We start from the raw sequence: 25836 nt of genomic DNA on the forward strand, positions 1-25836 counted from the left end.
TAAGCGTAATCAGGGACGAACGTGCCATAATCATGCAATGCCAGTGCTTAAATAACAGGAGTTAAACGTGGTAATTGGACCCTTTATCAATGCGGGAGCCGTATTGCTGGGCGGTGTACTTGGGGCAGTATTAAGTCAGCGCTTGCCAGAGCGTATTCGCGTCTCTATGCCCTCTATATTTGGCCTGGCGTCATTAGGGATTGGTATCCTTTTAGTGGTGAAATGCGCCAACCTGCCGGTGATGGTACTGGCGACGCTGCTCGGCGCGCTGATCGGCGAGTTTTGCTATCTGGAAAAAGGCATTAATCACGCGGTAGGCAAAGCCAAAAATCTGATTGCCCGACCGGGCAAGGCGAAGCACGGCACGCACGAGTCGTTTATTCAGAACTACGTTGCGATCATTATTCTGTTCTGCGCCAGCGGCACGGGGATATTCGGTTCGATGCAGGAAGGGATGACCGGCGATCCCAGCATATTGATTGCGAAAGCGTTTCTGGATTTCTTTACTGCCACCATCTTTGCCACCACCCTCGGCATCGCCGTCGCCGCGATTTGTGTGCCGATGTTGCTTATTCAGCTGGCGCTCGCCACCTGCGCCACGCTGATCCTGCCGCTGACAACGCCAGCGATGATGGCAGACTTTACCGCCGTCGGCGGCCTGTTGCTGCTGGCGACAGGGCTGCGCATCTGTGGCATTAAGATGTTTGCAGTGGTGAACATGCTCCCTGCCCTGCTGCTCGCGATGCCGCTTTCCGCGCTCTGGACGCACTTTTTCGCTTAAGTTTGCGACGAAATGGTGAGAGAGTGTGCAGTCTGCACCGAAAGCAACAAATTTCGTTGACGCCGGAAGGAGGATCGGGTTTAATGCGCCCCGTTGCCCGGATAGCTCAGTCGGTAGAGCAGGGGATTGAAAATCCCCGTGTCCTTGGTTCGATTCCGAGTCCGGGCACCACTTATTTCGAACCCTCGCCTTTGGCGGGGGTTTTTGCTTTCTAAGCCCGCCAGAACCACTACTTCTGCATTCCCTTAACGACACCCCGACCACTGCGTCAGCAGCGCATGCAGTTTAGCCGGCTCCAGAGGCTTGCGGAGCACCAGGTACCCCTCCTGCTCCGCCTCCAGCAGAACCGGTGAATTAAATTCGCCGCTGACTATCGCGCCGCTCATATCCGGCAGACGTTCAAAAAGCGCTTTCAGGATATCGAAGCCGCTTTCGCCGGATCGCAGGCGCTGGTCGCACAGCACGGCGAACGGCGTAAAGCCGTCGTCGATGATGGCAAACGCTTCTTCAGCGGAGGCCGCACAGCGTACGTCGATTCCCCAGACGCTCATCAGGCTCTCCCAGGCAGAAGTCACCAGCGGGTCGTCATCGACGACCAGGCAGGAACCGTGCAGCGGCGCATAGCGTACCGGCGTGGCGGTGTTATCAGCGGCGGGCGGGGTGTCCAGCACGATGTCTTCGCCAGCATATTGGGTAAAGCGCATCCAGAAGCGTGAGCCTTTACCTTCAATGGATTGCATCCCGTATTTCACCTTCATCATCTTGGCACAACGGGCAACGACGGCCAGTCCCAGCCCGTGTCCGGCGCTGTCGATCTTCCATGCCAGCTCGGGGCGGTAGTAAGGTGAGAAGATTTTGCCCTTCTCTTCATCGGCGATACCGACTCCCGTGTCCCACACCTCCACCATACACTCATCACCGCGCGGTCGGATGGCGACCAGCACCCCGCCCTGGAGCGTGTAGCGAAGGGCGTTTTGAATCAGGTTAATCAGGGACTGTCGCACCAGCAGCGGATCGCCCATCACGTAGATATAGCGTTTAGGCCGCCGGATGCACAGCCTAAGCGCGCGGCTGTTGGCCTCTTCGCGAAACAGCGTGATGACCGAGTCGAGCAGAGCACCGATATCCACTTTGGTCGGGGCAGAGAGGACATTCCCGGATTCTATTTTGCTGAGATCGAGCAGAGAATTGAGCATTAAATGCACCGAGCGCACGCTCTGCTGAAGGTCAAGGAGTTGCGGCGTCAGGCTGTCGTCCCGGTTTCGGTGGAGGATGGCTTCGATCAGAAAGCCCATTGCGTGTACGGGCTGGCGCAGATCGTGGCTGGCGGTGGTCAGAAACTGATTTTTATCCAGCAGTGCCTGCTCCGCGTCCTCTTTGGCCTGACGAAACTGTTCCGCCAGGCGTGAGCTTTTTTCCTCAAGCAGCGCTTGCTGAATAAAGAACGCATGGGAAGTTAACGCATGGCGGTAAATTGCGAAGCCGTAAAGCAGATTCAGCATGAGCACGATGAACATCAACTCATCCAGCCGCCAGATAATACCGAGGTTCAGCACCCCCCAGGAGGCGAAGAAAAAACGCGTAAAGGTACTGATGACAGGCGTCAGATGCGTCGCATTGGCGGCGACGATGGCGGCGATGCTGATATTAAGTAACAGGAAAAAGTCAAAATTCTGCGTCTGTGGCGTAATTAAATAGAGTGATGAAATTCCCAGCCCGTGAATAAAGGCGATATTATTAATACGCGGAAGCCAGCGTCGCAGAACGTCCCTTTCACCGTTTTCTTTCGCTTCACGCTGATAGCGTCGGTGCAATAGTCGTATCGCCACGGCACATAGCAGATAAATAATTATCCAGATAATCGTTGGGCCGAGTTCGTCCCCAAGCATATAAATCCAGATAGCGAAAGGAATACCAACAAAGGGCACCGCACTAAAGCTAAATACCAGCCGCAGAAAGGTGTTGTTTAGCAAACGGATCTGCGCCGGAGCAGAGATACCATCATTTTGTAAGCTCTGGAAAAACCTCATTCCGACGGTTCCTGCTTGCCATGCAGAAGCGTGATGGCTTCGACCCGGCTGTTAACGCCTATCTTTTTCAATATATTGCTGATGTGTTCTTTGACCGTGGGCTCAGAAATTGAAAGCTGCGCGGCGATGCGCTTATTTGGCAGGCCGCGCATAATCATATTTAACACGTCTATTTGTCGCGGCGTTAAGTTAAATTTACTTAACTTCTCATTATTCGTCTTAACGGAAATTTCGTTTCCCTCAGGAAACCAGGTCTGATTATCAGTGAGTGCGAAAACGGCCCGAGAGAACATCTCAGGTGGCTCGCTTTTCAATACAAAACCGTGCCCCCCGGCGGCATTAACTTTGCGCCAGATATCATTATTGTCATCCCCGCTGACCACCAGGAGTCGTACCTGTGGGTAAAGTTGCTTTACTTCTTTGAGTAATTTCAGGGCCGTTCCGGAAGAGAGCCAAAAATCGATTACCAGCAAACGTGGCGGGCCATGATCCCTAATTTGGCGGTAGCAATCATCCTCATTCGTCACCACACACGCCTGTTTAAACTGGCAATGTGTAATCAGAAAATTGGCGATGCCGCTTGCTACCAATGGATGGTCATCAACGACTAACGCATAATTCTGTCCCAAAGGAGCCTCCTTTTACCTTCGCATATCTTAGAGTACAGATGAATTATTATCTACCCACCCTACTTTAGGAGGGTTTTTTCGATTAGGAAAGAGAAATATATTATTCGCTGATTTGGGTAAAAGAAAACATAAATACAATCAGTGAAATTAACTGGTTGGATATCAAGGATAATTTATGAAAAAACCACTAATCGTTTTAACCGTTACGTTGATGCTAGCCGGTTGTTCCACGTTGAAAACCGATCAGGCTATTCCTCTCCTACAGGCGGAGACCGCTAAAATGCTGGGACTGGGCTCATCGGATGAAATAACCGTATCCAACGTTAATGGCGCCCAGCCGGACGCACTGGGAGGACAAAAACTCTCTTATCGCGCCACGACAGAAAAAGGGCGTATTTTCGATTGTTCATCGATGATGATGCCGGGAATTTTAGGATCTGCACCGACGCTGAGCGCGCCAACCTGTACACCAGTTGTCACACATAAATAATTAACGCCACATCAAAAGGCGTACTGAAATAACGCCTTTTACGTTATCTGACGTATCTGAGTTTTCATATAAAAACGATGTTCCTGACATCATGCTAATGAGTACGGAGATAGCCCGTGAATAACTCTACATCACATTCTTTAGCGGTTAAGACACCGCTTTCCAGACTTTACCTCGCTCTATTTTCCGCGCCGCTGTTACTTTTTTTACCTGCCGATGTCGCGCGTGCAGCCGATGCCTTTTTTGATGGCGAGTCGCGTATTACCGAAACGCTGGGTTACACCGGAGATGTTTATGTTGGACGTAACCAACGCGGAAACCTGCTGATCGATAATGGCAAAATCACCGCCTATAACATCAATATCGGTCGGCTGTTCGACGGCCAAATTTATGAAAGCGTGGTCACGGTCCGTGGGCCAGACGCTGAGCTTAACGCGGTGAACGATCGGTACGTCCTGCGCGGCGACCTGAATCTTGGCCTCGGCACCCTGCGAGTCGAAGAGGGCGCGCTGGCAAGCGCGAAGGAGATCGTTGTCGGCACCACCCGCGGCTACGACAGCCACCTAATCGCCACGGGTGCCGGCTCTCGTGTGACCAGTAATTTTCTTAGCGTAGGCACCGATCTGGGCGCACGCTCCACGCTTGCGATTGAAGACGGCGCTGCGCTCAATACCGCTTACGATGCACGCATCGGCAACGGTACCGGACCGGGTGAAACCGACACGCTGAGCCCGAAAGCCACCGTCACGGGGAGCGGGTCACAGTGGAACGTTGGCCGTACGTTGACGCTTTATGGCGACCTGGACGTGCTGAACGGCGGGGTGGTTAACGTTGGCGGCGTGCAGGTGGCGGGCGTCTCCGGGGCAGGGAAAACCGCCGAGCTGGTTATTGCGGGCAAGGACTCGCGCTTTACCAGCGGCAGCAGCGTGAGCGTGGGCGATTACGGCAATGGCGTGCTGTCTGTGATTGACGGCGGTTCATTTTCCGCTGGCAGCAATGCGCTGATCGTGGGGACATCGGGTTCCGGCTCGAACCGGGGTGCGCTCATCATCGGCAGCCGCGGCAATATGGACACCGGCACGGGTTTAACTGAGCCAACGCTTGGCACGGCGGGCGGCGCAGGTACCCTCGATGCGAAGACGGCAATCAGCCTGCGTGGCGGACTGTTCGGCAGCTATGTCTACTTCAACCATACCGACGGAAATTACCTCTTCAGCAACACGATGAGCGGTGAAGGTGATGTGATCAATACCTCCGGGCAGACGACGCTGAACGGCGATCTTTCCGCACTCAAGGCGAACGTAACCGCGCGGGGCGGTAAAGTCATCCTTGCCAGCAATATTAATACCCAGCCAGAAGACGATATCTTTGACGTCCAGACCCTTAGCGCGGAGAACGGCGGTACGCTGATCCTCAACGCGACGGCGGGTTCAGACGTCAGCAACGGGGTGGGTTACAGCAGTGCCGCGTCAATCAAGTCCGGCGGAACGCTGGGCGGCAACGGGACGCTGGGCCAGACCGAGATCCTGTCCGGCGGACATATCTCGCCCGGCGACGGCAATATCGGTACGTTGACGCTGAAACGCTATCTGAACTTTATCGGCGAATCCTTCTATGACGTCGATATCGCAGCAGATGGCCGCAGCGACCAGCTACTGGTATCGGGCAAAACCACCATCAGCAATCAGGCTAAGGTACAGGTCACCGCGCTGGATCCGCAAACCAGCTATAAAACGGGCCAAAGCTACCGCATTTTGACCTCCGACGGGGGAATCGACGGTGAGTTCGCCGGAGCGATCTCCAAATCCGCATTCCTCGACGTGGCGCTTAAGCAAAGCACCAACGCCGTCGATCTGACCATCGCGCAGAAAGAGACCGGTGGCGAGAATCCTGGAGGAGAAAACCCCGGAGGCGAAAACCCTGGCGGTGAGAATCCTGGCGGTGAAAACCCCGGAGGCGAAAATCCTGGTGGTGAAAACCCGGGCGGTGAGAATCCTGGCGGTGAAAACCCGGGCAGCGGCAAGCCGGGCATTTTCCAGACCGTGGCCCAAAGCAGCAACCAGTGGAATACCGCAGGCGCGCTCTCCACGCTGACGCAAAGCGGCCCGTCGCTGGCGCTGTATAACTCGCTGCTTCTGCTGAGCGCACCGGAAGCGCGCGAGGCGTTCAACCAGCTTTCTGGTGAAGTTTATCCGTCAATGCAGTCCAACCTGATCGCTGGCAGCACGCAGGTGTTTAACGTGTTAAACCAGCGGATGCAGCGCGCGTTTGATAACGACAGCCTGCCGATACCACCGTTAGCCATGTCGCTGGTGCAGCAGCCGGAGCCGCAAAACAATGGCGTCTGGGGCCAGACCTTCAGCTCCTGGAGCCGAAACAGCGGCGACGGTAACGTGGGCAAGCTGGACGGCAACACCACCGGCTTCCTGCTGGGGGCAGATCGCAAACTGGCGGACCATAACGTGCGTGTCGGCGGCTACTTCGGCTACAGCCGGGGTGATTATGACGTCGACAGCCGTCGCTCCTCAACGGATACCGACAACTATCACCTTGGTCTGTATGCGGCGGGTCAACAGGATGCGTTCTCCCTTCGCGGCGCGCTGGGTTACACCTGGCACAAGATCGAAGGCGAGCGCAATGTTGATTTCAGCGGCTTCTCGGATCGGCTGAAGTCAGATTACGACGCGAACTCCCTGCTGGCGTTCACCGAAGCGGGCTACCGTTTCGGCCAGCCAGACAGGAATATTGAGCCGTTCGTCAATTTATCGTACATCCGGCTGCATACCGACAGCTTCAGGGAAGACGGCGGTGCCGCTGCGCTGAGCGTCCGTAACGAAACGATGAACACCTTCTATACGACACTCGGGTTGCGCGGTGTGACCGAGTTGCCGAAGCACGTTAACCTCTACGGTTCGTTGGGCTGGCAGCACGCCTATGGCGATAAGAATACCTCTTCGCGCATGGCGTTTGCGGGCAGCGACGCGTTCATTACTCAGGGACAGGCCGTGGATGAGGATGTGATGGTCGGTGATATCGGCGTGAGCGTACAGCTGTCGCGTGCTGCGACGCTGGATGTGGGTTACCAGGGACAATATGGTGCGGATACCCGCGTCAACTCTGTTAACGCCAATCTGCGCTGGTCGTTCTGAATTATTTCCATTAAAAGAACCCGCCCTCGTGGCGGGTTTCTGCTTTTGGCTTCTGACGAAGCTAGGGATCGTTCCCAACCACGTCCAGCAGTTTGTTTTTAAAGATAAACAAACACGCCTCGTTGAAGTTACCTGCTCCTAACCGCTCCGACAGCACCGTTCGCTTGCGATAGAGGCTTTTAACCGACATATTCAGCTTATCTGCAATCTCTTCCATTGACCTCCCTGCCTTCAGCAACCTGATCATTATCGCTTCGTGTCGACTCAGCCGTAAGTTAAGCAGCCATTTGGTTGTCAGACGCCTGCCTTTCATATCAAGCACCAGATTGAATAACGACGCCATATCCGGAGCCGTAAGCGACGTGTTCATAAACAGCTTCATACTGAGAAGATCCTCCTCTCGAGGACGCATATCCAGCATAACGCAGCAGATCGTTTTTCTCGTTCTGGCCGGATGGCGTATCAGGTAATCATATAAACGGAGCGGCGTACGGCTATCAATCAGTACAGTATATTCATTTGCGTCGGTATCAAATATGTTTCTGTCTATCGAACTGAGGCAAATTATATCCGGGAAAAATAGCCGCATCCCCCTGACAAGGAAACAATCCTGAGTCACTAACACTATTGAAGTCGCCACTAACCATCCCTTTTAGATTAAAGCAAGCCCGCCTCTTAAGAAACAAGAACGCTTTCGTTTATAGCGCTTTACATTTACGGCAAATGTTTTCTGGCTTTGATCATCCCTCAATATGACATTGGTGAGCTAGACTTTTTGCAGACTATCACTCAATGTCTGTCGTTAATTATAAATAAAAAAGAATTTCAGAAAAGTCACTTCTCTGAACATTAAGAATTTTTGTCATGAAACTTCCCAAACATGTACCAGAAAGTACTTTAATTAACTCAGCAGAACTTCATTTCGAATATAACAAAACAGGAAGCAGAGAAAGAAAAAACATTTAACATCAATCAGTTAAAAAGAACAATCCTGCACTGAATTATCTAAAAAACTTACTTCTTCCAGAATTATCTCAAAACCTCCCAGCCGCTTTTCAACTTATTTATCCCCCAACATATCGGGTGTACATTAAGCCCAATCAGACCACTGAGATGAGGGCTCATAATTACCTTTAAGTAAGTACCCCATAACGTAGCATCATTCAGATTTAATGTTCTCCTTTATGCCCTTTAACACAGAGTTAAAAGGCGGCCGTGTTATGCAATGGATTCACGATAAACAAATGGCAAATAGATATGGAAAGATCGCTTAGCTTCACTACGTTATTCTTTTATCGCACCACAATATTATTGCTCCTGCTTTTACTCTTTCCTGTTCTGGTTCAGGCTGATGAATCCGTTTATGAGCATCAGATACAACAGGCACGTAACGGTAATTACGCTCTGTTTCTTGATTACCTACAGCGCTATGAGCAACAGCATGCTTTAACACCCGGACAGGTTGCGGACTGGTTACAGGTAGCCTCCTGGGCAGGACGCGATGATGAGGTTATCCGGGTCTGGCAGCGTTATGGTATTTATATGCCGCTGCCCGCTCGCGCCATCGCTGCTGTCGCCCAATCCAGAAGAAACCAAAAAGCCTGGCCATCCGCCTTATCGCTGTGGAAAGAGGCGCTCAGCCTTGCGCCGGATAACGACGATTACCGCATCGGCTATGTTAAGACCCTGGCCGATGCCCGCAGAGATCGCCTCGCGCTTTCGGAAGCCCGGCGGCTGGTTAAGGACAATCCTTCTCCCGCGCACCTTGAGACGCTCTCCTATGTCTGGATGCGCCAGGGAAAAAACGGGGACCGGCTGCTGGCGGACATGCGCGCACTGAACGCCGCTCCCGGGAATAATGCCCTTCTTCGCGAGACGATCGATGCGTTAACGGAAAACCGGGTAAGCACGCCTGCACTCTGGCTGTCGCAAAGCGCGGCGATGTCTCCCGCGGAGCGCCGCCGCCTTGAGCGTAACGCCGCGGCTGAAAGGGTACGCCTGGCGGATGTGCCTGGCAGAACGGAGAAAGAGCGCCTGCGGCTGGCACAAAACGCGTTAGATCGCTATCACGCCCTGCTTTCCCGCTGGCAAAACGAACCGCAGGCGGCTGAAGACGTCGTCCTTGCACGTATCGATCGGCTTGGCGCCCTGTATGCGCAGGGTAATTACCGGCAGGTCATTAGCGAATATGAGGCGCTGACGGCCGCACAGCATCCGGTACCGGACTGGGCCATCGGCTGGGTGATCTCGGCATATTTGCAGGAGAAAAACACCGTCGCCGCCTTCTCGCTTGTGCAACGCTATCCACACTACGCCTCCGATCCGCAGGATGAGGAGCATGCGCTTTTCTACGCCTGGCTGGATACGGGGCAGTATCAGACCGCCCGCCACTACGTTGAGCGCGAGACCCGCAGCGTTCCCTGGACCCGCTACGATTTCGGATCCCCGACCGCTCAGCCGAACGATCGGTGGCTCACCGGACAGTCTCTCAAACTTAACTATTTGCTGGCGACCAACGCCCTGCCGGAGGCCGAAAAGCTGTCGTATCGTCTGGCATCAACGGCGCCGGGAAATCAGGGGTTACAGATTGATTATGCCGCCCTGCTTCAGGCCAGAGGCCTGCCGCGCGCGGCCGAGCAAAAGCTTAAACGAGCAGAGGCGCTTGAACCCGCGAATCTGGAGCTTGAAAAACAGCAGGCTTACGTCGCAATGGACCTTCAGGAGTGGCGCCAGATGGATTTACTGGCTGCTGACGTGATTGCTCGCGCCCCCGCCGATCGCAGCGCCCGTCGCCTGGACAGGCTCAGAGCGGTCCACCACATGTCTGAGCTGCGTCTGAATGCGGGTAAAGGATTGCACTCAGATAACCCCGTCAGCGGTAGCCACGATATGAGCTGGGACGCCACGCTCTATGGCCCGCCCGTGGCGGATAACTGGCGGCTGTTTGCCGGCGCCCGCTATGCCCAGGGGAATTTCGACGAAGGTAAAGGCATCAGCCGCCACCTGCTGGGCGGCGTTGAGTGGCGCCCCCGTGACCTCACGCTCGAAGCCGAGCTCTCCAGCAACCGCTATCACGGTACAAACAGGCCGGGCGCACGGCTCTCAACAACCTACAGCCTGAGTGATCACTGGCAGGTCAGCGGTAACCTCGAACGCTTGTCACGCGCCACACCCTTACGGGCATTACGCAATGGGATCAGCGCCAACCGGGGTGAAGGTGGGGTGCGCTGGTATCAAAACGAGCGACGTGAATACCAGTTCAACGCCGCCGTCAGCCGCTTCTCAGACCACAACCGCCGTCAGGAATACACCCTCTCTGGGAAAGAGCGTCTCTGGCAGACCCCGACCCTGACGCTGGATCTCGAACCGGGGATCGCCGCCAGTAAAAACAGCCTGCGGAATACGCTCTATTACAACCCGGCACGGGATCTGTCCGTGACGGCTGCCCTGTCCGTTGACCATGAGATGTACCGCCACTACGACACCCTCTGGAGCCAGCAGTTCGTGGCAGGAGGGGGCAGCTACTGGCAGAAAAATCAGTCCGCGGGTGCCGTTACCCTGCTGGGTTACGGGCAACGCATCCAGTGGAACAACGTTGTCGATACTGGCGTGATGCTGAACTGGGATAAGCGCCCTTACGACGGCAAACGCGAGAGCAATCTCTCCGTCACGTTAGATGCGACTTTACGCTTTTAAGGATGAATATGCTGAACACACGTTTTTCTGTAAGCCTGATCGTCATCGGCTGGCTCTGCCTCAGCGCGAGCCTCTGCGCGCAGCCGCTATCCTTTATGGCCCCTGAAGAGAGGCCGCAGCTGGAGGCCAGCAAACCCTGGCCGGAGAATCAGTTTCTGGTCCTGGCCTACCACGACGTTGAAGATGATGCCGCCGATCAGCGCTACCTCTCCGTTCGCACCAGCGCGTTAAACGAGCAGATAAGCTGGCTTTTGCACAACGGCTATCACGCCATCAGCGTGCAGGACATTCTGGATGCGCATGAAGGGAAAAAAGCGCTGCCGCCGAAAGCCGTTTTGCTCAGCTTTGACGACGGCTACAGCAGCTTTTACACCCGGGTCTGGCCTCTGCTTCAGGCCTGGAACGTTCCTGCGCTGTGGGCGCCGGTGGGCAGTTGGGTGGATACGCCGGCAAATCAAAAAGTTAACTTCGGCGGTCTGATGACGCCCCGCGATCGCTTTGCCACCTGGGATATGGTTCACGAGCTCAGCCAGTCCCCGCTGATTGAGATTGGCTCGCATACCTGGGCCTCGCATTACGGCATTCCGGCCAACCCGCAGGGAAGCCGTGAACCCGCCATCGCCAACCGTTTTTTCGATAACGCGACGGGGCATTACGAAACCGATGAACACTTCAACCAGCGGATCGCCGCAGACGTACGCAAAGTCACCGATAAAATCACCCAGGTGACGGGAAAAGCGCCGCGTGCCTGGGTGTGGCCCTATGGGGCTGCCAACGGTACGTCGCTCGCTATCGCCCAAAAACAGGGCTATCAGTTGGCCTTTACCCTGGAGGACGGGCTGGGAAACGTGCGCGACCTCGGCAACATCCCGCGCCTGCTGATCGCCGGAAATCCGTCGATAAAAACCTTTGCCAACACGATTAGCCGCGTTCAGGAGTTTGACCCGGTGCGCGTCATGCATGTTGATCTCGATTACGTCTACGATCCCGATCCGGCCCAGCAGACGAAAAACATCAACAAACTCGTCCAGCGGGTCTACGACATGAAAATCAGCCATGTGTTTCTCCAGGCGTTTTCGGATCCGCGGGGCGACGGCAGGATCGATGCGCTCTATTTCCCCAACCGTCGGCTCCCGGTCCGGGCCGATCTCTTTAATTTTGTCGCCTGGCAGCTACAAACCCGCGCGGGAGTGAAAGTCTTCGCGTGGATGCCGGTTCTCTCTTTCGATCTCAGTCCAGCCTTGCCGCGCGTGCAGCGCCGGGATCGTCAAACGGGAGAGTTGACCGTGGCCGCCGAGCCCTATATCAGGCTCTCCCCCTGGAGTCCGCAGGTTCGCCAGCAGGTGACGGAGATCTATGAAGATCTGGCCCGCTATGCCAGCTTCAATGGCATCTTATTTCATGACGACGCGGTGCTGACGGACGTTGACGATGCAGGACAGGACACGACCCGACAGAAGAGTCAGCGACTTATCGGCTTTACACGCACCCTGAGCCAGGCGGTGAAAAACATCCGTGGCCCGCAGATCAAAACCGCGCGGAACATGTTCGCGTTGCCCATTCTCGAGCCGGAAAGCGAGGCATGGTTTGCGCAAAATCTCGATGATTTTCTGGCGGCCTACGACTGGACGGTGCCGATGGCAATGCCGCTGATGGAGTCCGTCCCGGCAGAAGAGAGCAATGCCTGGCTGACGCGTTTAGTCAAAGCCGTCGCCGCACGCCCCGGCGCGCTGAATAAAACGATTTTTGAGCTACAGGCCAGGGACTGGGCACAGAAACCGCAGCGTGCCGTAGCCGATGAACGTCTGATGGAGTGGATGCGGGTGCTCCAGCTGAACGGCATCAAAAATTACGGTTATTACCCCGACGACTTCCTCAACAACCAACCTGATATCTCACGTATCAGACCTGAATTTTCTTCGTACTGGTATCCTGACAATGACTGATCGCATTATCGCCTTCTCTATTTTGTGTCTGGTATTCGGGTTGCCGTTAGGCGTAGCCGCGCTGTTTACCGGCGAACTGATTCTGGACTTTGTCTTTTTCTGGCCGCTGTTTATGTCCGTGCTCTGGGTAACCGGCGGCCTCTATTTCTGGTTTCAGCTTGAACGGCACTGGTCGTGGGATAACGCAACACCCGCCCCCGCCTTAGCCGGTGAGCCGTTAATCTCGATTCTTATTCCCTGCTTCAATGAGGAACGCAACGCACGGGAGACCATTAGCGCCGCGCTGGGTCAGCGGTACTGGAATGTGGAAGTTATCGCCATCAACGACGGTTCTTCTGATAACACGGCGGAGGTACTGCAACAGCTGGCGCGAGAGCAACCGCGCCTGCGGGTGATTAATCTCGCGGAGAACCAGGGGAAAGCCGTGGCGCTCAAGGCCGGCGCTGCGGCGGCCCGGGGCGATTTGCTGGTCTGCATTGACGGCGACGCCCTGCTCGACCGCGACACCGCGGCGTATCTGGTGGCACCGCTGATTCAGTATCCCCACGTTGGGGCCGTCACCGGGAATCCGCGTATTCGCACGCGCTCAACGCTGATTGGCCGCATTCAGGTGGGCGAGTTTTCTTCCATTATTGGCCTTATCAAGCGAACGCAGCGGATCTATGGCCGGGTCTTTACCGTCTCCGGCGTCATCGCCGCCTTTCGCCGACAGGCGCTGGCGGATGTCGGGTACTGGAGCCCGGACATGATCACAGAGGATATCGACATAAGCTGGAAGCTTCAGCTTCGCCACTGGGATATCTTTTTCGAGCCGCGGGCACTGTGCTGGATCCTGATGCCGGAGACGCTAAAGGGGCTGTGGAAACAGCGTCTGCGCTGGGCGCAGGGGGGGGCAGAGGTGTTTCTGGTTAACCTGCGCAAGATGGCCCGCTGGGAGCATCATCGCATGTGGCCCCTGTTTCTTGAGTACGCGCTATCAACGCTGTGGGCGTTTGCCTATGGGGCAACCGTGGTGTTGTTCATTCTCAGCCATATTATCCCTCTTCCCGCGAACCTGGCCGTTGCGAGCCTGTTTCCCCCGGCGTTTACCGGGCTGCTGCTGGGTGTGATGTGCCTGCTGCAATTCCTCGTCAGTTTGTATATCGAGCGGCGCTACGAGCGGAAAGTGGCAGGCTCGCTGTTCTGGGTAATCTGGTTCCCGATGGTGTACTGGATGATTGGCCTGTTTACCACCCTCGTGGCATTTCCGAAAGTCATGCTTAAACGTAAACGCGCCCGCGCGCGCTGGATCAGTCCGGACCGGGGTAAAGGGAGCATTCAATGAACGAGAATACGTTAATTTTGACTGAACAGCGGCTGGCACCGCGTCTTTTCGATGCCGCATTAACGCTGATAGCCTGGGGAGGATTCCTGTTTTTCCTTTACGCCAGGCTGTGGATGCAGTTAACCGAGGAGGGCGATCACCGCTGGAGCGTGATTATCGCCTCTTTTAATACGGTGCTGGTCTATCTGCTGATTGCCGCGTTCAACGGCTGGCTGCTGATCCTGTGGTATCAGTACAATCGCCGCCGCGCGCATGTGAGGCGGCGTCATCCGGAAATGTTGCGCCATGACGAGCTTGCCCAAAGTTTTAACGTCACGCCGCAAATTATGTCCGAGATGAGCCAGTACAACCTGCTGACGGTTTACCATGACCAGATTGGCCGGATCATTGATTTGAAGATCAGCGAGCAGCAGGAAGAGGAAGAGCAGTAATGAAACGCCCCCGCAACATGCCCTGCGGGGGCGTTTTTATAACAGGGAGACGTTATTTATCTTTCACCACAATCAGCGGTTCAATATCGCTCTCTTTCTTCACCACCAGCGAGTCATCCCCGCGCAGACAGGTTCCGCCATAGTTCCCGCCCACGGTAAAGGTGCAGACCTGAATGTATCTGCCGTCAACTTTCGGCAGGCACCATAGCTGCTGGTAGATATTTTTGCGGTCAACAAACTTGCCGCTGGACTGGTCCAGCAGTTCGTCCTGGGCGCCGATCAGATCGATATTGCTCCCGCAGCGTCCGGCGATCGGTTTAACGGCATAACCGGTCCGTTTGAGCAGATCGTTGACCTCAAAATCGGTATCCAGCAGGTAACGGTGGTTCGGGAACAGCTGCCACAGCACCGGCAGGATCGCCTTGTTACCTGGGATCACCGTCCACAGCGGTTCAAAGACCAGCACTTCCGGGCGCAGCAGGACGTCAATCAGGCGGACTTCACCTTGCGGGTGACCGGTGCGGATAGGCACGGCGGCGTACTCGGTTTCGCTCACCTCGCGGATCTGCTCAATCGCCGTTTCCCACGCCCAGGTTTTCCATACGCAGTTGACGTGACGGCCTTCATCATCAATCAGTTGCCCGGCGGCATCCCAGCTCAGCGCCCCCAGTCCATGCAGGATTTTGGTTTCAAACCCGGCCTGGATCAGCGAGCGCTGAATAAAGAGCGCGTGGTAATCCTCTTCGGTATCGTTGTCCTGCATGATATGGACGAACGGCCGAGCGTGGCTGTGCTTCCATGCGCCGGTCAGCTCCTCCAGCAAGCCTTCCGCCGGATTGTGGCCGGTGCCGCGATAGCCGTTTTTCACCCACTCTTCAAGAATGAGCCCGCCCTCGGTATGGCAGGAGGCGGAATCCGCGTTGTACTCGTAAACCTTGATGCCGCGTTCATCCATGCAGAAATCCATACGACCGGTGATCATATGGTGACGACGCCACTGCCAGGAGAGACGCAGACGCGGCCAGAGAATTTTCGGGATGTCGAAAAGCGCGAGTAAGCTGTCGTCTTTCAGCACCTTGTCGGTGGCATGAAGGTACATCAGATGCAGTTCGTTGGTGGCTTTGATCAGCTCCTGCTCGGCGCTTTCGGTAATGGTGAAGTACTGGCAGGGATCGTTGTTGATAACGTGGCCGTTGGCGCGAACGTACGCCTGTTGCAGGGCGTCGTTTTCATTGAGCCATTTTCCGTCGAACTGACGGTTGTTCTTCAATCGCGCGCCGCTGATTTTCAGCAGTTCACCGTCGATCTCCGGCTGAGGAATACTGTGTTCCGTCTCCTCCGTCTGGATCATCCACCCGAGGATCTCGGTATCGTTGAACGTGTCATGAAGCGTATAGCAACCGTCCTCCACGCTCAGACGCAGCTCGCGCGTCCACTGCTGCCCCATCGGCAGCGGGGAGTGAATAACGTTCTGCTCGGCAATGCGCACTCTGTCATCCAGCAGCTGGGTAATGACGGCGACGTGGCCGGTTTCATGAAACTCACCGCCCTTTTGCCAGATGAGCAGCGCACCGGCCTGCGGCGCGCGTTTTGAGCCATTAGCAAAGGCCTGTAGCGGCAAAATATTGTCGTTTACCACCTGGCGCAAAAAACGCAGGGAGAAGATCTCCCACGCCATCCCGACGTCGGTAAAAACAAACCCGTGATTGAGAAACAGGAAACGGCGCGCAAACTCAACGCACTGCCATTTATGGCCCATGTATTCGTTGCCGATATAGCTGCGGAATTCCGCGTCTTCCGGGTAGTGACGCGGATCGAGACTGCCGTAATTTGAAGAGTAAATCGCCACGCCACCCGGCGCATAACCTAATAACGTCCCGAAGGGTGCGTCACTGCTTAACGTTCCTTTACGCATGTGTCCAACCTAAAACAGGCAGGCGGCAATTTTTTTGTGGGGTTGTCGTCGTCTGCACGTTGTAATTAACTGACAGAGGTGGCGTTATCATACACCCGCCCTGCCCATTACGCTCGCATCGTTAAACGGTTCCTGCATCTCCTGCTACACTGCCTCAACACAACACCAAAAAGGCAGGCCAACATGTCAGATAACACCTATCAGCCACCGAAAGTGTGGGAATGGAAACAGAATAACGGCGGCGCGTTCGCCAACATCAACCGTCCCGTCTCGGGCGCGACGCATGAGAAAGAGCTACCTGTGGGCGCGCACCCGCTCCAGCTGTACTCTCTCGGTACGCCGAATGGACAGAAAGTTACCATCATGCTGGAAGAGCTGCTGGCGCTGGGCGTGACGGGCGCGGAATACGACGCATGGTTAATCCGCATTGGTGAGGGCGATCAGTTCTCCAGCGGTTTTGTCGACGTGAACCCGAACTCGAAGATCCCGGCCCTGCGTGACCACTCGACCACCCCGCCGACGCGCGTCTTTGAATCCGGCAATATCCTGCTCTACCTGGCCGAGAAATTTGGTCACTTCCTGCCAAAAGATCCGGCAGGACGAACGGAAACCCTGAACTGGCTGTTCTGGTTACAGGGCGCGGCCCCGTTCCTCGGCGGCGGTTTTGGCCACTTCTATAACTACGCACCGGTGAAGATTGAGTACGCTATCGATCGCTTCACCATGGAAGCTAAACGCCTGTTCGACGTGCTGGACAAACAGCTGGCGCGCGGTCGTTACGTAGCGGGTGAGGAATATACCATTGCGGATATGGCAGTCTGGCCATGGTTTGGCTGCGTGGCGCTGGGCAGCGTGTATAACGCCGCCGAGTTCCTGGATGCCGGGAAGTACACCAACGTGCAGCGCTGGGCAAAAGATGTGGCGAATCGTCCGGCCGTTAAACGCGGGCGCATTGTTAACCGTACCAACGGCGAGCTGAACGAGCAGTTACATGAGCGTCATTCAGCAAGCGACTTCGATACCCAGACGGAAGATAAACGTCAGGGTTGATCCATGACCGGGCGGTTCGCCGCCCTTCTTCCGCGATGAGAAAAATGCGTCAGCACGCGTGCGCAAGGAGCCTCGTATGTCAGACCAGACGCTAAAAGCGACCCGACAGCAGAGTCTTATCACCTTGCTGAGTAAAAGCGACTGGCTGACTACCGATGTGCTGGCTGAAAAGCTCTCCGTCAGCAAAGAGACCATCCGCCGGGATCTGAAGTCGTTGCAGCAGCAGGGGAAGCTGCTGCGCCAGCACGGGCGCGCGCGTCTGATTCATCCGGACAGCCGCGACAGCGGTGAACCCTTTGGCGCACGCCTGAAAAGCCATTATGCCGACAAAGCCGATATTGCCCGCCACGCGCTGGGCTGGATCAGCGAAGGGATGACCATCGCCCTCGACGCCAGCTCAACCTGCTTTCATCTGGCGCGCCAGTTGCCGGACATCAACCTCACCGTATTTACCAACAGCCTGCCTATCTGCCACGAGATGGCAAAGCGCGAGCGGATCACGCTTATCTGCTCCGGCGGAACGCTTGAGCGTAAGTATCGCTGCTATGTTAATCCGGCGCTGGTGACGCAGCTAAAAGGGCTGGAGATCGATCTGTTCATCTTCTCGTGTGAAGGGGTCGATGAGCATGGCGTCCTTTGGGATCCGTCCGAGCACAACGCGGGCTTTAAGGCGCTGCTGTTAAACCGCGCCAGCCAGTCGCTGCTGCTGATCGACAAAAGTAAATTTATGCGGGCAAGTGAAGTGAAAATTGGTCAGCTGTCACAGGTGACACAGATTATTCAGAGCGATAAACGTCAGGCCGCCAGAGACGGCCTGACACGAGAGGTTACGCGGTGAGACGGAATTTCTGCACTGAGCGCTGGAGTTCTTCGGTCTGCCGTTCAAGTGCGGCGGCGGCGGCGGAAACCTGCTCCACCAGCGAGGCGTTCTGCTGGGTCACGCCGTCCATCTGCGTGATGGCAACGCCGACCTGAGAAATACCTTTGCTCTGCTCCTCTGACGCGGTGGCGATCTGCTTCATAATGACGGTCACTTCCGTCACGTCGCGCAGGATCGCTTCCATCGTGGTGCCGGTATCGTTCACCAGCTGCGCCCCCTGCTCCACGCGGGCAACGGAATCTGCAATCAGCCCTTCGATCTCTTTTGCCGCATTCGCGCTGCGGCTGGCCAGATTACGCACCTCACCCGCCACGACCGCAAAGCCCCGCCCCTGCTCCCCGGCCCGGGCCGCTTCCACCGCGGCGTTCAGCGCCAGAATATTGGTCTGGAAGGCGATGCTGTTGATGACGGTAGTGATTTCAGCGATTTTTTTCGAGCTGTCCGAAATGCCGCTCATGGTTGTGACCACATCTTCCACCAGCGAGCCGCCGCGGCTGGCCGTACTGGAGGCGACATCCGCAAGCTGGCTGGCCTGCCGCGCGCTTTCGGCGTTCAGCTTCACCGTTGCGGTTAGCTGCTCCATGCTGGCCGCGGTCTCTTCCAGCGCGGCGGCCTGCTCTTCGGTACGCGAAGAGAGATCGTTATTCCCGCTGGAGATCTCCGTTGCCCCGCGCCAGATATTCTCGCTGCCGGAACGAATCGTGCTGACCGCTTCCCGCAGGCTGTCCTGCATGGCGCTCAGCAGCGGCACCAGTTGCCCCACGCAGTTGCGGCCAAAGGATTCAATCGGCTGGCTGAGATCGCCCTGCGCAATCTGGCGGAACTGCTGACGGATACGATCCAGCGGTTTTACCAGTATCGCCACCAGGTAGCGGTCGGTGAACAGCAGGATCAACAGACCCACGATCGTGGCGGTGATAATCACCGTCCGGGTCATGCTGGTGAGGCCGTCGACCACCACGCGCGTGCTGTCGAGCGCCTTCGCCGCGGTGTTGTTAAAGTTCTCAGCCGCTGACCCGAATGCACGGCTTAGCGGCGGCGTGACGTTGTTGGCATGCTGACGATAGCCTTCGAGCGTCGCCTGCTTCGCCTGCGCCATCTGCGGCGTCACGCCACGATCGAGCAGCGCCTGCCAGGTGGAAATCACCTGCGCAGACACCTTTTCATCCATCGGGCCCGGAGAGATAGCTTTCATCTCTGCCAGCTTTTTACTCATGTTATCCAGCGCCTGCTGAGCAGGAGCCAGGTCCGGCGTGCCGCCCGCCGCTTTAACTTCCATCGCCCGGCTCAGGCGGGTGACGAAACGGAAATACTGATCGTTGCCCTGGCTCAGCACCGTCATTTGCCGGACCAGCTGGCGGTCAACATCATTACCATCAGAAACACGAGACAGAGACCAGGTGCTGTAAAGCCCCACGCCTGCCCACATGACACAAAAGATCCCCAGTATCGTCAGCATGACGAAACGGATGGTGAAATTACGAAGCATCTTCATTGAGTATTCCTTGCCATGAGGGTGAATTCGCCCAGAGGCGAGTACTACCCTCTTTATCGGCAGATACCGCAGAAAATATACTTTTTTGTTATCGAGTCGGCATAGAATGAAAACGTTGTTTCGAAAATTCACCGACAAGAAAGGAGACATCATGTCCTGGCACCCTTACACCGGCCGATACGAAAACATGCAGTACCGATACTGCGGCAAAAGCGGCCTGCGCTTACCGGCACTGTCGCTGGGCCTGTGGCACAGCTTCGGTCACGTTCAGCCGCTCGATTCCCAGCGCGCGCTGCTGCGTAAGGCCTTCGATCTCGGTATTACCCACTTTGACCTTGCCAACAACTACGGCCCCCCACCAGGCAGCGCTGAAGAGAATTTTGGCCGTCTGCTGCGGGAGGATTTTGCCGGGTATCGTGACGAGCTGATCATCTCCACCAAAGCGGGCTACGACATGTGGCCAGGGCCGTATGGTTCGGGCGGTTCACGTAAATACCTGCTCGCCAGCCTCGACCAGAGCCTGAAACGCATGGGTGTGGAGTATGTGGATATTTTCTATTCTCACCGCGTAGACGAAAACACGCCGATGGAAGAGACCGCCTCCGCGCTGGCGCACGCGGTGCAGAGCGGAAAAGCGCTGTACGTCGGCATTTCGTCCTACTCCACGGAACGCACGGCGGTAATGGCCAAATTGCTGCGCGAGTGGAAGATCCCGCTTTTGATCCACCAGCCGTCTTACAACCTGCTTAACCGCTGGGTCGACAAGACCGGCCTGCTGGACGCGCTGGAGAAAAACGGAACGGGCTGTATCGCCTTTACCCCGCTGGCACAGGGCCTGCTCACCGGAAAATACCTGAACGGTATTCCGGACGGTTCACGTATGCAACGCGAAGGGAAAAAAGTGCGCGGCCTGACGGAGAAAATGCTGACGGAAGCCAACCTGAGCAGCCTTCGTTTGCTGAACGAGATGGCGCACGCGCGCGGGCAGACGATGGCGCAGATGGCGCTAAGCTGGCTGTTGAAAGATGAGCGTGTAACGTCGGTGCTGATTGGCGCGAGCCGCCCGGAGCAGCTGGAAGAGAACGTTCAGGCGCTGAATAACCTGCGCTTTAGCGAAGATGAACTGACGCGGATTGACCAGCACGTTGCGGATGGTGAGCTGAATTTGTGGCAGGCGTCGTCGGATAAATAAATAGTGCGGTCCGATGCTTTCGCCCCTCACCCTAACCCTCTCCCCAGAGGGGAGAGGGTTAGGGTGAGGGGCATGGTGAATTTATTTCTTACTGATCTTATCCAGATACCCCATCACAAACGCCGACAGCACAAACGTCAGGTGGATAATCACATACCACATCAGCTTATTATCCGGGACGTTTTTCGCGTCCATAAAGACGCGTAACAGGTGTATAGACGAAATCGCCACAATCGACGCCGCGACTTTATTCTTCAGCGATGAGGCATCCATTTTCCCCAGCCAGTTGAGCTTTTCTTTGTGCTCGGCGATATCAAGCTGAGAGACGAAATTCTCATAACCGGAGAACATCACCATCACCAGTAATCCCCCCACCAGCGTCATATCCACCAGCGACAGCAGAACCAGAATCAAATCGGCTTCTGCCACGGAGAAAATGTTTGGCAGGACATGAAATATCTCCTGGAAGAACTTGATCGTCAGGGCGACCAGCGCCAGGGAGAGACCAAAATAGACGGGTGCGAGCAGCCAGCGAGAGGCATACATTGCGTTTTCAAAGAAGCGTTCCATAAAATCCTGTCTGCAAACGAAACCAGCGCTCAGTATATCTCAACTATACCTCGTTGGGATCCACATCCGGACGCGCATACTCCGGCCAGACCAGCGCGACCAGTTCCGGGTAGGCTTCCAGGCTAAACTCGCGAAAACACTGGCGCAGATTTAATACGTCTAAATCGGAGTACGACACCTTCTCGCCATTCAGACAGCGCTTTTTGATATTGTCGTAATATTTATAAACCGCCGAATTAAGGTCGCTACAACGGCGCTGCGCGTCGAACAGGCCGGGCGTATCATTAATTTCAGCCATTTTCATTCGCTTAATTGTCGCATGGAGAAAATCGATATATTCGTGATTTACCCGCCAGTACCAGACCGGCGTCACGGCGTTCATCAATACGGAGAAATGATCTTCCCCCTCCTCTTTCGACATCAATTCAGGCTGCGGCGGTTCACTGACGTCTTTTGACGCTTTCGTTTTATTTAACTCTTGCATCAATAAAAGCACGCCAGCGGTCAGTAATAGTAACGTTATGACCGTAAAGAAAATGCTGTTCATGGGTAGGCTCCATTTTTTTTGATTTTAAAATTGCCTCATGTTATTGTCAACGAATCTCACCCTTTTTCCACCCCCACCTTTTTTGAAATTAAAGGAAATTAAAATGCTGCCCGACAATCTTGTCCCGGCAAAGTACCACATTACGCCTGTGGAACAGCCTTCGACGGAAGCAGATAAAGAGGCGAATTTCACTCAAGGAAAAAGAAAACTCTCCGACTATGAAGCCGACATATTAATTGGTGTTTCACGCACCGGCAAATCCCGTAATATGGTGCTGGAAGAGCACGATCGCCATTTAAAAGAGCGTTTATTTCGCGCCATCAAGATTGAAGCCTTAGTTCATCTGCTGAATGATTTACAGGCCGAAGGGGAAATAGACGCCCAGAGGCTCAGTCAAATAATGACCGAGAAAACGCAGCAAATAAATGAGGCCGGCAATGAAATTTGGCTTAATTTAATTACGCGTGAAAAAAACAATCCCATTTTTTATAACCTGGGGGAAGATTAACGTGAATGATGACAGCGGTAATAACGTTTATTTGACTTTAGATGATAAGAAAAGCGATGAATTTATCTTAAAGCAGAATCTCGACGCCCTGAAAAAGATAAAAAATGACGAGATGACGCGAATTACGCAGGATTTGGTTTCGATTCCGGCCACGCTGGTGCGCCTGAAATGGCAGAATCGTCGGGAGATTTACGCCTTGCAGGCCAAGGAGGAGATTTACGGCGCGGTGATGAACGCCATTATTGAACAGCGCCCTGAGCTTAAAGAGAAAATCCTCGGGCGACTGGAGGCGAACTATCAGTACCTGCTGGCACGCGAGACAGCCACCCTGCGCCTGACCCGTAAACTCTCGGAAGGTCATTACCGAACTTCAAACTTGACCTGTGTAGCGCTTGATGAAGAGGCGCCGACGGCGCCTTCAGTGTGAGTCAACAATGATTGTTGCGGAATGCAGGCCGGGTAAGGCGACGCCGCCACCCGGCAGGGAAGGCTGCAAAAGCTTTCGTTTTACTTCGCGGCCGCTTTCTCTTCGCCGACCAGACCAATCTTCAGGTATCCCGCCTGATGCAGCGTGTCCATTACCTTCATCATGGTTTCATAATCGACGGTTTTATCCGCGCGGAAGAAGACGGTGGTGTCTTTCTTGCCGCCGGTAAGCTGGTCCAGCGCCGGAATAACCGAGGCATCCGTTACCGGATCGTTGCCCAGGAACATGGACTTATCGGCCTTCACGGACAGGTAAATAGGCTTTTCCGGACGCGGCTGCGGCTGGCTGGAGGACGCAGGCAGATTCACCTTCACGTCCACCGTCGCCAGCGGTGCGGCAACCATAAAGATAATCAGCAGAACCAGCATGACGTCGATAAACGGCGTCACGTTGATCTCATGCATTTCACCGTTATCGTCCAGATTTTCATTAAGACGCATTGCCATACAATCAACCTACGCGCAGTTTGGACGCCGCATGTACCGGTTTAACGGCGCTGGCGTTCAGGTCCAGATCGCGGCTTTGCAGCAGCAGAACCTGCGCGGCAACGTCACCCAGTGTGGCTTTGTAACTGCCAATCATGCGCGCGAAGATGTTATAGATAACAACCGCCGGGATAGCGGCAACCAGACCGATAGCCGTGGCCAGCAGCGCTTCTGCGATACCCGGCGCGACGACCGCAAGGTTAGTGGTCTGCGTCTGGGCGATACCGATAAAGCTGTTCATGATGCCCCAGACGGTACCGAACAGGCCGACGAACGGGGAGATGGCGCCGATAGTCGCCAGGTAGCCGTTACCGCGGCCCATATGACGACCCACGGCCGCAACGCGACGCTCCAGACGGAAGCCGGTACGCTCTTTAATGCCTTCGTTATCTTCACTGCCTGCGGAGAGTTCCAGCTCGTTCTGCGCTTCGTTCACTAACAGGGTAGTCAGGCTTTTCGCATGGAAGGATGAGGTGATATCAGAAGCCTGATCCAGAGAGCGGGCTTCCGCCAGCTGCTTCTGCTCACGCTTGAGGCGGCGTTTTTGTGAAAGAAGTTCGGCGCTCTTGCTGAAGAAGATAGCCCAGGTGATCACGGACGCCAGAATCAGGCCGATCATCACAATCTTAACTACGATGTCAGCATGTTGATACATGCCCCAAACGGAGAGATCCGTCTGCATCAAATTATTACCCACTCTGTATCTCCAGGACGCAAATCACAAAATCTGAACGTAATAATATCAAAACGTCGTCGAATTGATAGTAGTTCTCATTAGTATTTACATAGTGCCGTAATTTTCGCTCACTTTCCTTGCGCTTACGCAGTAAAAATTTCTTATGCGAATTTTTGATAATATTTTCTGCTTATTCGATAAGCATCCGGATGCACATTCTGACAATCGTGGTAGTCTGGACGTCCAGACGTATAAAAATAGGGTTAGCGAACATGACTAAAAAGCAGCTTGAGACCACGCTGGTGCAGGCAGGACGCAGTAAGAAATACACGCAGGGCTCGGTCAACAGCGTGATCCAGCGCGCCTCCTCGCTGGTGTTTGATACCGTTGAAGATAAAAAAATCGCTACGCGTAATCGCGCGAAGGGCGGACTGTTTTACGGTCGTCGTGGCACGTTAACCCATTTCTCGTTGCAGGAAGCCATGTGCGAACTGGAGGGCGGCGCGGGCTGCGCGCTGTTCCCGTGCGGCGCGGCGGCGGTCGCCAATACTATTCTGGCGTTTGTGGAACAGGGTGACCACGTCCTGATGACCAATACCGCCTACGAGCCAAGCCAGGACTTCTGCACCAAAATACTCAGCAAGCTCGGCGTCACCACCAGCTGGTTCGATCCGCTGATTGGAGCCGGTATTGCCGGGCTTATTCAGCCCAACACGCGCGTTGTGTTCCTGGAATCTCCCGGCTCCATCACCATGGAAGTGCATGACGTCCCGGCCATCGTGAAGGCGGTGCGCAGCATAGCGCCGGAAGCGATCATCATGATCGACAACACCTGGGCGGCAGGTGTGCTGTTTAAAGCCCTGGAATTTGACATCGATATCTCCATTCAGGCGGCGACCAAATACCTGATTGGCCATTCCGACGGCATGATCGGTACGGCGGTGTCTAACGCCCGCTGCTGGGATCAATTGCGTGAAAACGCCTACCTGATGGGCCAGATGGTGGATGCCGATACCGCCTACATGACCAGCCGGGGCATCCGTACGCTCGGCGTACGTTTGCGTCAGCATCACGAAAGCAGCCTGCAAATTGCACAGTGGCTGGCGCTGCATCCGCAGGTGGAGCGCGTTAACCATCCGGCGCTGCCGGGCAGCAAGGGCCACGAATACTGGCAACGTGACTTTACGGGCAGCAGCGGGTTGTTCTCATTTGTTCTTAAAAAGCGCCTGAATGACGCCGAACTGGCAAGCTATCTGGATAACTTTACCCTCTTCAGCATGGCCTATTCATGGGGTGGGTTTGAATCGCTGATCCTGCCCAACCAGCCGGAGCAGATTGCGGCCCTGCGCCCAGGCGGCGAGGTGGACTTCGAGGGGACCTTAATCCGCCTGCATATCGGGCTGGAAAATGTGGACGATTTAATTGCGGATTTATCGGCAGGATTTGAGCGCATCGTGTAAAGTGCTGGCTGAAATGTACTCCCCGGACGCTATTCTGAACACCGCAAGCAGAAAAGTCTGTATGAGATGCGCCTGCGATCAACCCCGACAGGCAA

22 protein-coding genes and 1 tRNA gene are annotated in these 25836 nt (G+C 55.2%); 14 read left to right on the forward strand and 9 right to left on the reverse strand.

Going from position 1 to position 25836, the window contains the following annotated elements; all coding sequences use genetic code 11:
* Positions 1-67 precede the first annotated feature (67 nt).
* Positions 68-781, forward strand: a complete 714-nt coding sequence (locus LOC22_RS07035; RefSeq protein WP_003862452.1) for a DUF554 domain-containing protein — start codon at positions 68-70, stop codon at positions 779-781.
* 95 nt (positions 782-876) lie between these two features.
* Positions 877-952: transfer RNA gene (locus tag LOC22_RS07040), tRNA-Phe, on the forward strand.
* A gap of 74 nt (positions 953-1026) precedes the next feature.
* On the opposite strand, the gene LOC22_RS07045 is transcribed toward LOC22_RS07040, so the two are convergent.
* Positions 1027-2811: a hybrid sensor histidine kinase/response regulator gene (locus tag LOC22_RS07045; RefSeq protein ID WP_230239453.1), complete on the reverse strand. Its 1785-nt coding sequence runs from the start codon at positions 2809-2811 to the stop codon at positions 1027-1029.
* Complete coding sequence (locus LOC22_RS07050) at positions 2808-3440, reverse strand: response regulator transcription factor (protein ID WP_017692678.1); 633 nt, start codon at positions 3438-3440, stop codon at positions 2808-2810. Before LOC22_RS07050 ends, LOC22_RS07045 begins: the two co-directional genes overlap by 4 nt.
* Before the next feature lie 175 nt (positions 3441-3615).
* On the opposite strand from LOC22_RS07050, the gene LOC22_RS07055 reads away from it, so the two are divergent.
* Together LOC22_RS07055 and LOC22_RS07060 are read left to right on the forward strand one after the other, a co-directional pair.
* Positions 3616-3930 carry a lipoprotein gene (locus tag LOC22_RS07055; RefSeq protein ID WP_017382737.1) on the forward strand — a complete coding sequence of 105 codons (315 nt, stop codon included), beginning with the start codon at positions 3616-3618 and terminating at the stop codon, positions 3928-3930.
* A gap of 116 nt (positions 3931-4046) precedes the next feature.
* A complete protein-coding gene (locus LOC22_RS07060) occupies positions 4047-7079 on the forward strand; it encodes an autotransporter domain-containing protein (RefSeq protein ID WP_230239454.1) in 3033 nt (1010 codons plus the stop codon).
* A gap of 61 nt (positions 7080-7140) precedes the next feature.
* On the opposite strand, the gene LOC22_RS07065 is transcribed toward LOC22_RS07060, so the two are convergent.
* Positions 7141-7668: a helix-turn-helix transcriptional regulator gene (locus LOC22_RS07065; protein WP_045324834.1), complete on the reverse strand. Its 528-nt coding sequence runs from the start codon at positions 7666-7668 to the stop codon at positions 7141-7143.
* Between the two features lie 668 nt (positions 7669-8336).
* On the opposite strand from LOC22_RS07065, the gene pgaA reads away from it, so the two are divergent.
* The 4 genes from pgaA to pgaD are packed head-to-tail and all read left to right on the forward strand — an operon-like array spanning position 8337 to position 14476.
* Positions 8337-10775 (forward strand): poly-beta-1,6 N-acetyl-D-glucosamine export porin PgaA, encoded by a 2439-nt coding sequence (pgaA, locus tag LOC22_RS07070; protein ID WP_045338199.1) that lies wholly within the window; start codon positions 8337-8339, stop codon positions 10773-10775.
* Between the two features lie 8 nt (positions 10776-10783).
* Positions 10784-12721 (forward strand): poly-beta-1,6-N-acetyl-D-glucosamine N-deacetylase PgaB, encoded by a 1938-nt coding sequence (pgaB, locus tag LOC22_RS07075; RefSeq protein ID WP_032655016.1) that lies wholly within the window; start codon positions 10784-10786, stop codon positions 12719-12721.
* Positions 12714-14045, forward strand: a complete 1332-nt coding sequence (gene pgaC / locus LOC22_RS07080) for a poly-beta-1,6-N-acetyl-D-glucosamine synthase (RefSeq protein WP_015571860.1) — start codon at positions 12714-12716, stop codon at positions 14043-14045. Before pgaB ends, pgaC begins: the two co-directional genes overlap by 8 nt.
* Positions 14042-14476 carry a poly-beta-1,6-N-acetyl-D-glucosamine biosynthesis protein PgaD gene (pgaD, locus tag LOC22_RS07085; protein WP_032655018.1) on the forward strand — a complete coding sequence of 145 codons (435 nt, stop codon included), beginning with the start codon at positions 14042-14044 and terminating at the stop codon, positions 14474-14476. The genes pgaC and pgaD overlap by 4 nt, the downstream gene beginning before the upstream one ends.
* A 52-nt stretch (positions 14477-14528) precedes the next feature.
* Here the strand turns inward: pgaD and gss are convergent, their stop codons facing one another.
* The gene (gene gss, locus LOC22_RS07090; RefSeq protein WP_032655021.1) at positions 14529-16391 is read right to left on the reverse strand and encodes a bifunctional glutathionylspermidine amidase/synthase; all 1863 of its coding nucleotides are present in this window, start codon (positions 16389-16391) and stop codon (positions 14529-14531) included.
* Between the two features lie 183 nt (positions 16392-16574).
* Here gss and yghU point away from each other — a divergent pair, with 183 nt between their 5' ends.
* Positions 16575-17441 (forward strand): glutathione-dependent disulfide-bond oxidoreductase, encoded by an 867-nt coding sequence (gene yghU, locus LOC22_RS07095; protein ID WP_003862465.1) that lies wholly within the window; start codon positions 16575-16577, stop codon positions 17439-17441.
* Positions 17442-17517: 76 nt separating this feature from the next.
* Positions 17518-18279, forward strand: a complete 762-nt coding sequence (gene fucR, locus LOC22_RS07100) for an L-fucose operon activator (RefSeq protein ID WP_032655022.1) — start codon at positions 17518-17520, stop codon at positions 18277-18279.
* On the opposite strand, the gene LOC22_RS07105 is transcribed toward fucR, so the two are convergent.
* The gene (locus tag LOC22_RS07105) at positions 18269-19816 is read right to left on the reverse strand and encodes a methyl-accepting chemotaxis protein (protein ID WP_015571864.1); all 1548 of its coding nucleotides are present in this window, start codon (positions 19814-19816) and stop codon (positions 18269-18271) included. The genes fucR and LOC22_RS07105 overlap by 11 nt on opposite strands.
* 151 nt (positions 19817-19967) lie before the next feature.
* Between LOC22_RS07105 and LOC22_RS07110 the strand changes: the two genes are divergently transcribed.
* Positions 19968-21008, forward strand: a complete 1041-nt coding sequence (locus LOC22_RS07110) for an aldo/keto reductase (protein WP_032655026.1) — start codon at positions 19968-19970, stop codon at positions 21006-21008.
* Positions 21009-21089: 81 nt separating this feature from the next.
* Here LOC22_RS07110 and LOC22_RS07115 read toward each other — a convergent pair whose 3' ends face one another.
* Positions 21090-21578: a TIGR00645 family protein gene (locus LOC22_RS07115; protein WP_006811956.1), complete on the reverse strand. Its 489-nt coding sequence runs from the start codon at positions 21576-21578 to the stop codon at positions 21090-21092.
* A gap of 43 nt (positions 21579-21621) precedes the next feature.
* Positions 21622-22125 (reverse strand): ESA_00282 family adhesion-associated protein, encoded by a 504-nt coding sequence (locus LOC22_RS07120; protein ID WP_023295431.1) that lies wholly within the window; start codon positions 22123-22125, stop codon positions 21622-21624.
* A 103-nt stretch (positions 22126-22228) separates the two neighbouring features.
* Between LOC22_RS07120 and LOC22_RS07125 the strand changes: the two genes are divergently transcribed.
* Together LOC22_RS07125 and LOC22_RS07130 are read left to right on the forward strand one after the other, a co-directional pair.
* Positions 22229-22633 carry a hypothetical protein gene (locus LOC22_RS07125; protein ID WP_032655029.1) on the forward strand — a complete coding sequence of 135 codons (405 nt, stop codon included), beginning with the start codon at positions 22229-22231 and terminating at the stop codon, positions 22631-22633.
* A 1-nt stretch (position 22634) separates the two neighbouring features.
* On the forward strand, positions 22635-23060 hold the full coding sequence (locus tag LOC22_RS07130) for a cytoplasmic protein (protein WP_230239455.1): 426 nt from the start codon (positions 22635-22637) through the stop codon (positions 23058-23060).
* 80 nt (positions 23061-23140) lie between these two features.
* On the opposite strand, the gene exbD is transcribed toward LOC22_RS07130, so the two are convergent.
* Positions 23141-23566 carry a TonB system transport protein ExbD gene (gene exbD / locus LOC22_RS07135; protein ID WP_001251472.1) on the reverse strand — a complete coding sequence of 142 codons (426 nt, stop codon included), beginning with the start codon at positions 23564-23566 and terminating at the stop codon, positions 23141-23143.
* Positions 23567-23570: 4 nt separating this feature from the next.
* A complete protein-coding gene (gene exbB, locus LOC22_RS07140; RefSeq protein ID WP_003862482.1) occupies positions 23571-24302 on the reverse strand; it encodes a tol-pal system-associated acyl-CoA thioesterase in 732 nt (243 codons plus the stop codon).
* A gap of 251 nt (positions 24303-24553) precedes the next feature.
* Here exbB and metC point away from each other — a divergent pair, with 251 nt between their 5' ends.
* Complete coding sequence (metC, locus tag LOC22_RS07145) at positions 24554-25741, forward strand: cystathionine beta-lyase (protein WP_003862484.1); 1188 nt, start codon at positions 24554-24556, stop codon at positions 25739-25741.
* The last annotated feature ends 95 nt before the right edge of the window (positions 25742-25836 follow it).

Origin of the sequence: Enterobacter sp. AN-K1 (genome assembly GCF_020971765.1) — a bacterium.
Lineage (GTDB): Bacteria > Pseudomonadota > Gammaproteobacteria > Enterobacterales > Enterobacteriaceae > Enterobacter > Enterobacter hormaechei_C.

Bases quoted from the DNA above. Each gene is read 5' to 3' on its own strand.
- LOC22_RS07045 (WP_230239453.1), bottom strand. From the start codon at position 2,811: ATGAGGTTTTTCCAGAGCTTACAAAATGATGGTATCTCTGCTCCGGCG.
- LOC22_RS07055 (WP_017382737.1), top strand. From the start codon at position 3,616: ATGAAAAAACCACTAATCGTTTTAACCGTTACGTTGATGCTAGCCGGT.
- LOC22_RS07065 (WP_045324834.1), bottom strand. From the start codon at position 7,668: ATGCGGCTATTTTTCCCGGATATAATTTGCCTCAGTTCGATAGACAGA.
- pgaA (WP_045338199.1), top strand. From the start codon at position 8,337: ATGGAAAGATCGCTTAGCTTCACTACGTTATTCTTTTATCGCACCACA.
- pgaB (WP_032655016.1), top strand. From the start codon at position 10,784: ATGCTGAACACACGTTTTTCTGTAAGCCTGATCGTCATCGGCTGGCTC.
- pgaC (WP_015571860.1), top strand. From the start codon at position 12,714: ATGACTGATCGCATTATCGCCTTCTCTATTTTGTGTCTGGTATTCGGG.
- pgaD (WP_032655018.1), top strand. From the start codon at position 14,042: ATGAACGAGAATACGTTAATTTTGACTGAACAGCGGCTGGCACCGCGT.
- gss (WP_032655021.1), bottom strand. From the start codon at position 16,391: ATGCGTAAAGGAACGTTAAGCAGTGACGCACCCTTCGGGACGTTATTA.
- yghU (WP_003862465.1), top strand. From the start codon at position 16,575: ATGTCAGATAACACCTATCAGCCACCGAAAGTGTGGGAATGGAAACAG.
- fucR (WP_032655022.1), top strand. From the start codon at position 17,518: ATGTCAGACCAGACGCTAAAAGCGACCCGACAGCAGAGTCTTATCACC.
- LOC22_RS07105 (WP_015571864.1), bottom strand. From the start codon at position 19,816: ATGAAGATGCTTCGTAATTTCACCATCCGTTTCGTCATGCTGACGATA.
- LOC22_RS07110 (WP_032655026.1), top strand. From the start codon at position 19,968: ATGTCCTGGCACCCTTACACCGGCCGATACGAAAACATGCAGTACCGA.
- LOC22_RS07115 (WP_006811956.1), bottom strand. From the start codon at position 21,578: ATGGAACGCTTCTTTGAAAACGCAATGTATGCCTCTCGCTGGCTGCTC.
- LOC22_RS07120 (WP_023295431.1), bottom strand. From the start codon at position 22,125: ATGAACAGCATTTTCTTTACGGTCATAACGTTACTATTACTGACCGCT.
- LOC22_RS07125 (WP_032655029.1), top strand. From the start codon at position 22,229: ATGCTGCCCGACAATCTTGTCCCGGCAAAGTACCACATTACGCCTGTG.
- exbD (WP_001251472.1), bottom strand. From the start codon at position 23,566: ATGGCAATGCGTCTTAATGAAAATCTGGACGATAACGGTGAAATGCAT.
- metC (WP_003862484.1), top strand. From the start codon at position 24,554: ATGACTAAAAAGCAGCTTGAGACCACGCTGGTGCAGGCAGGACGCAGT.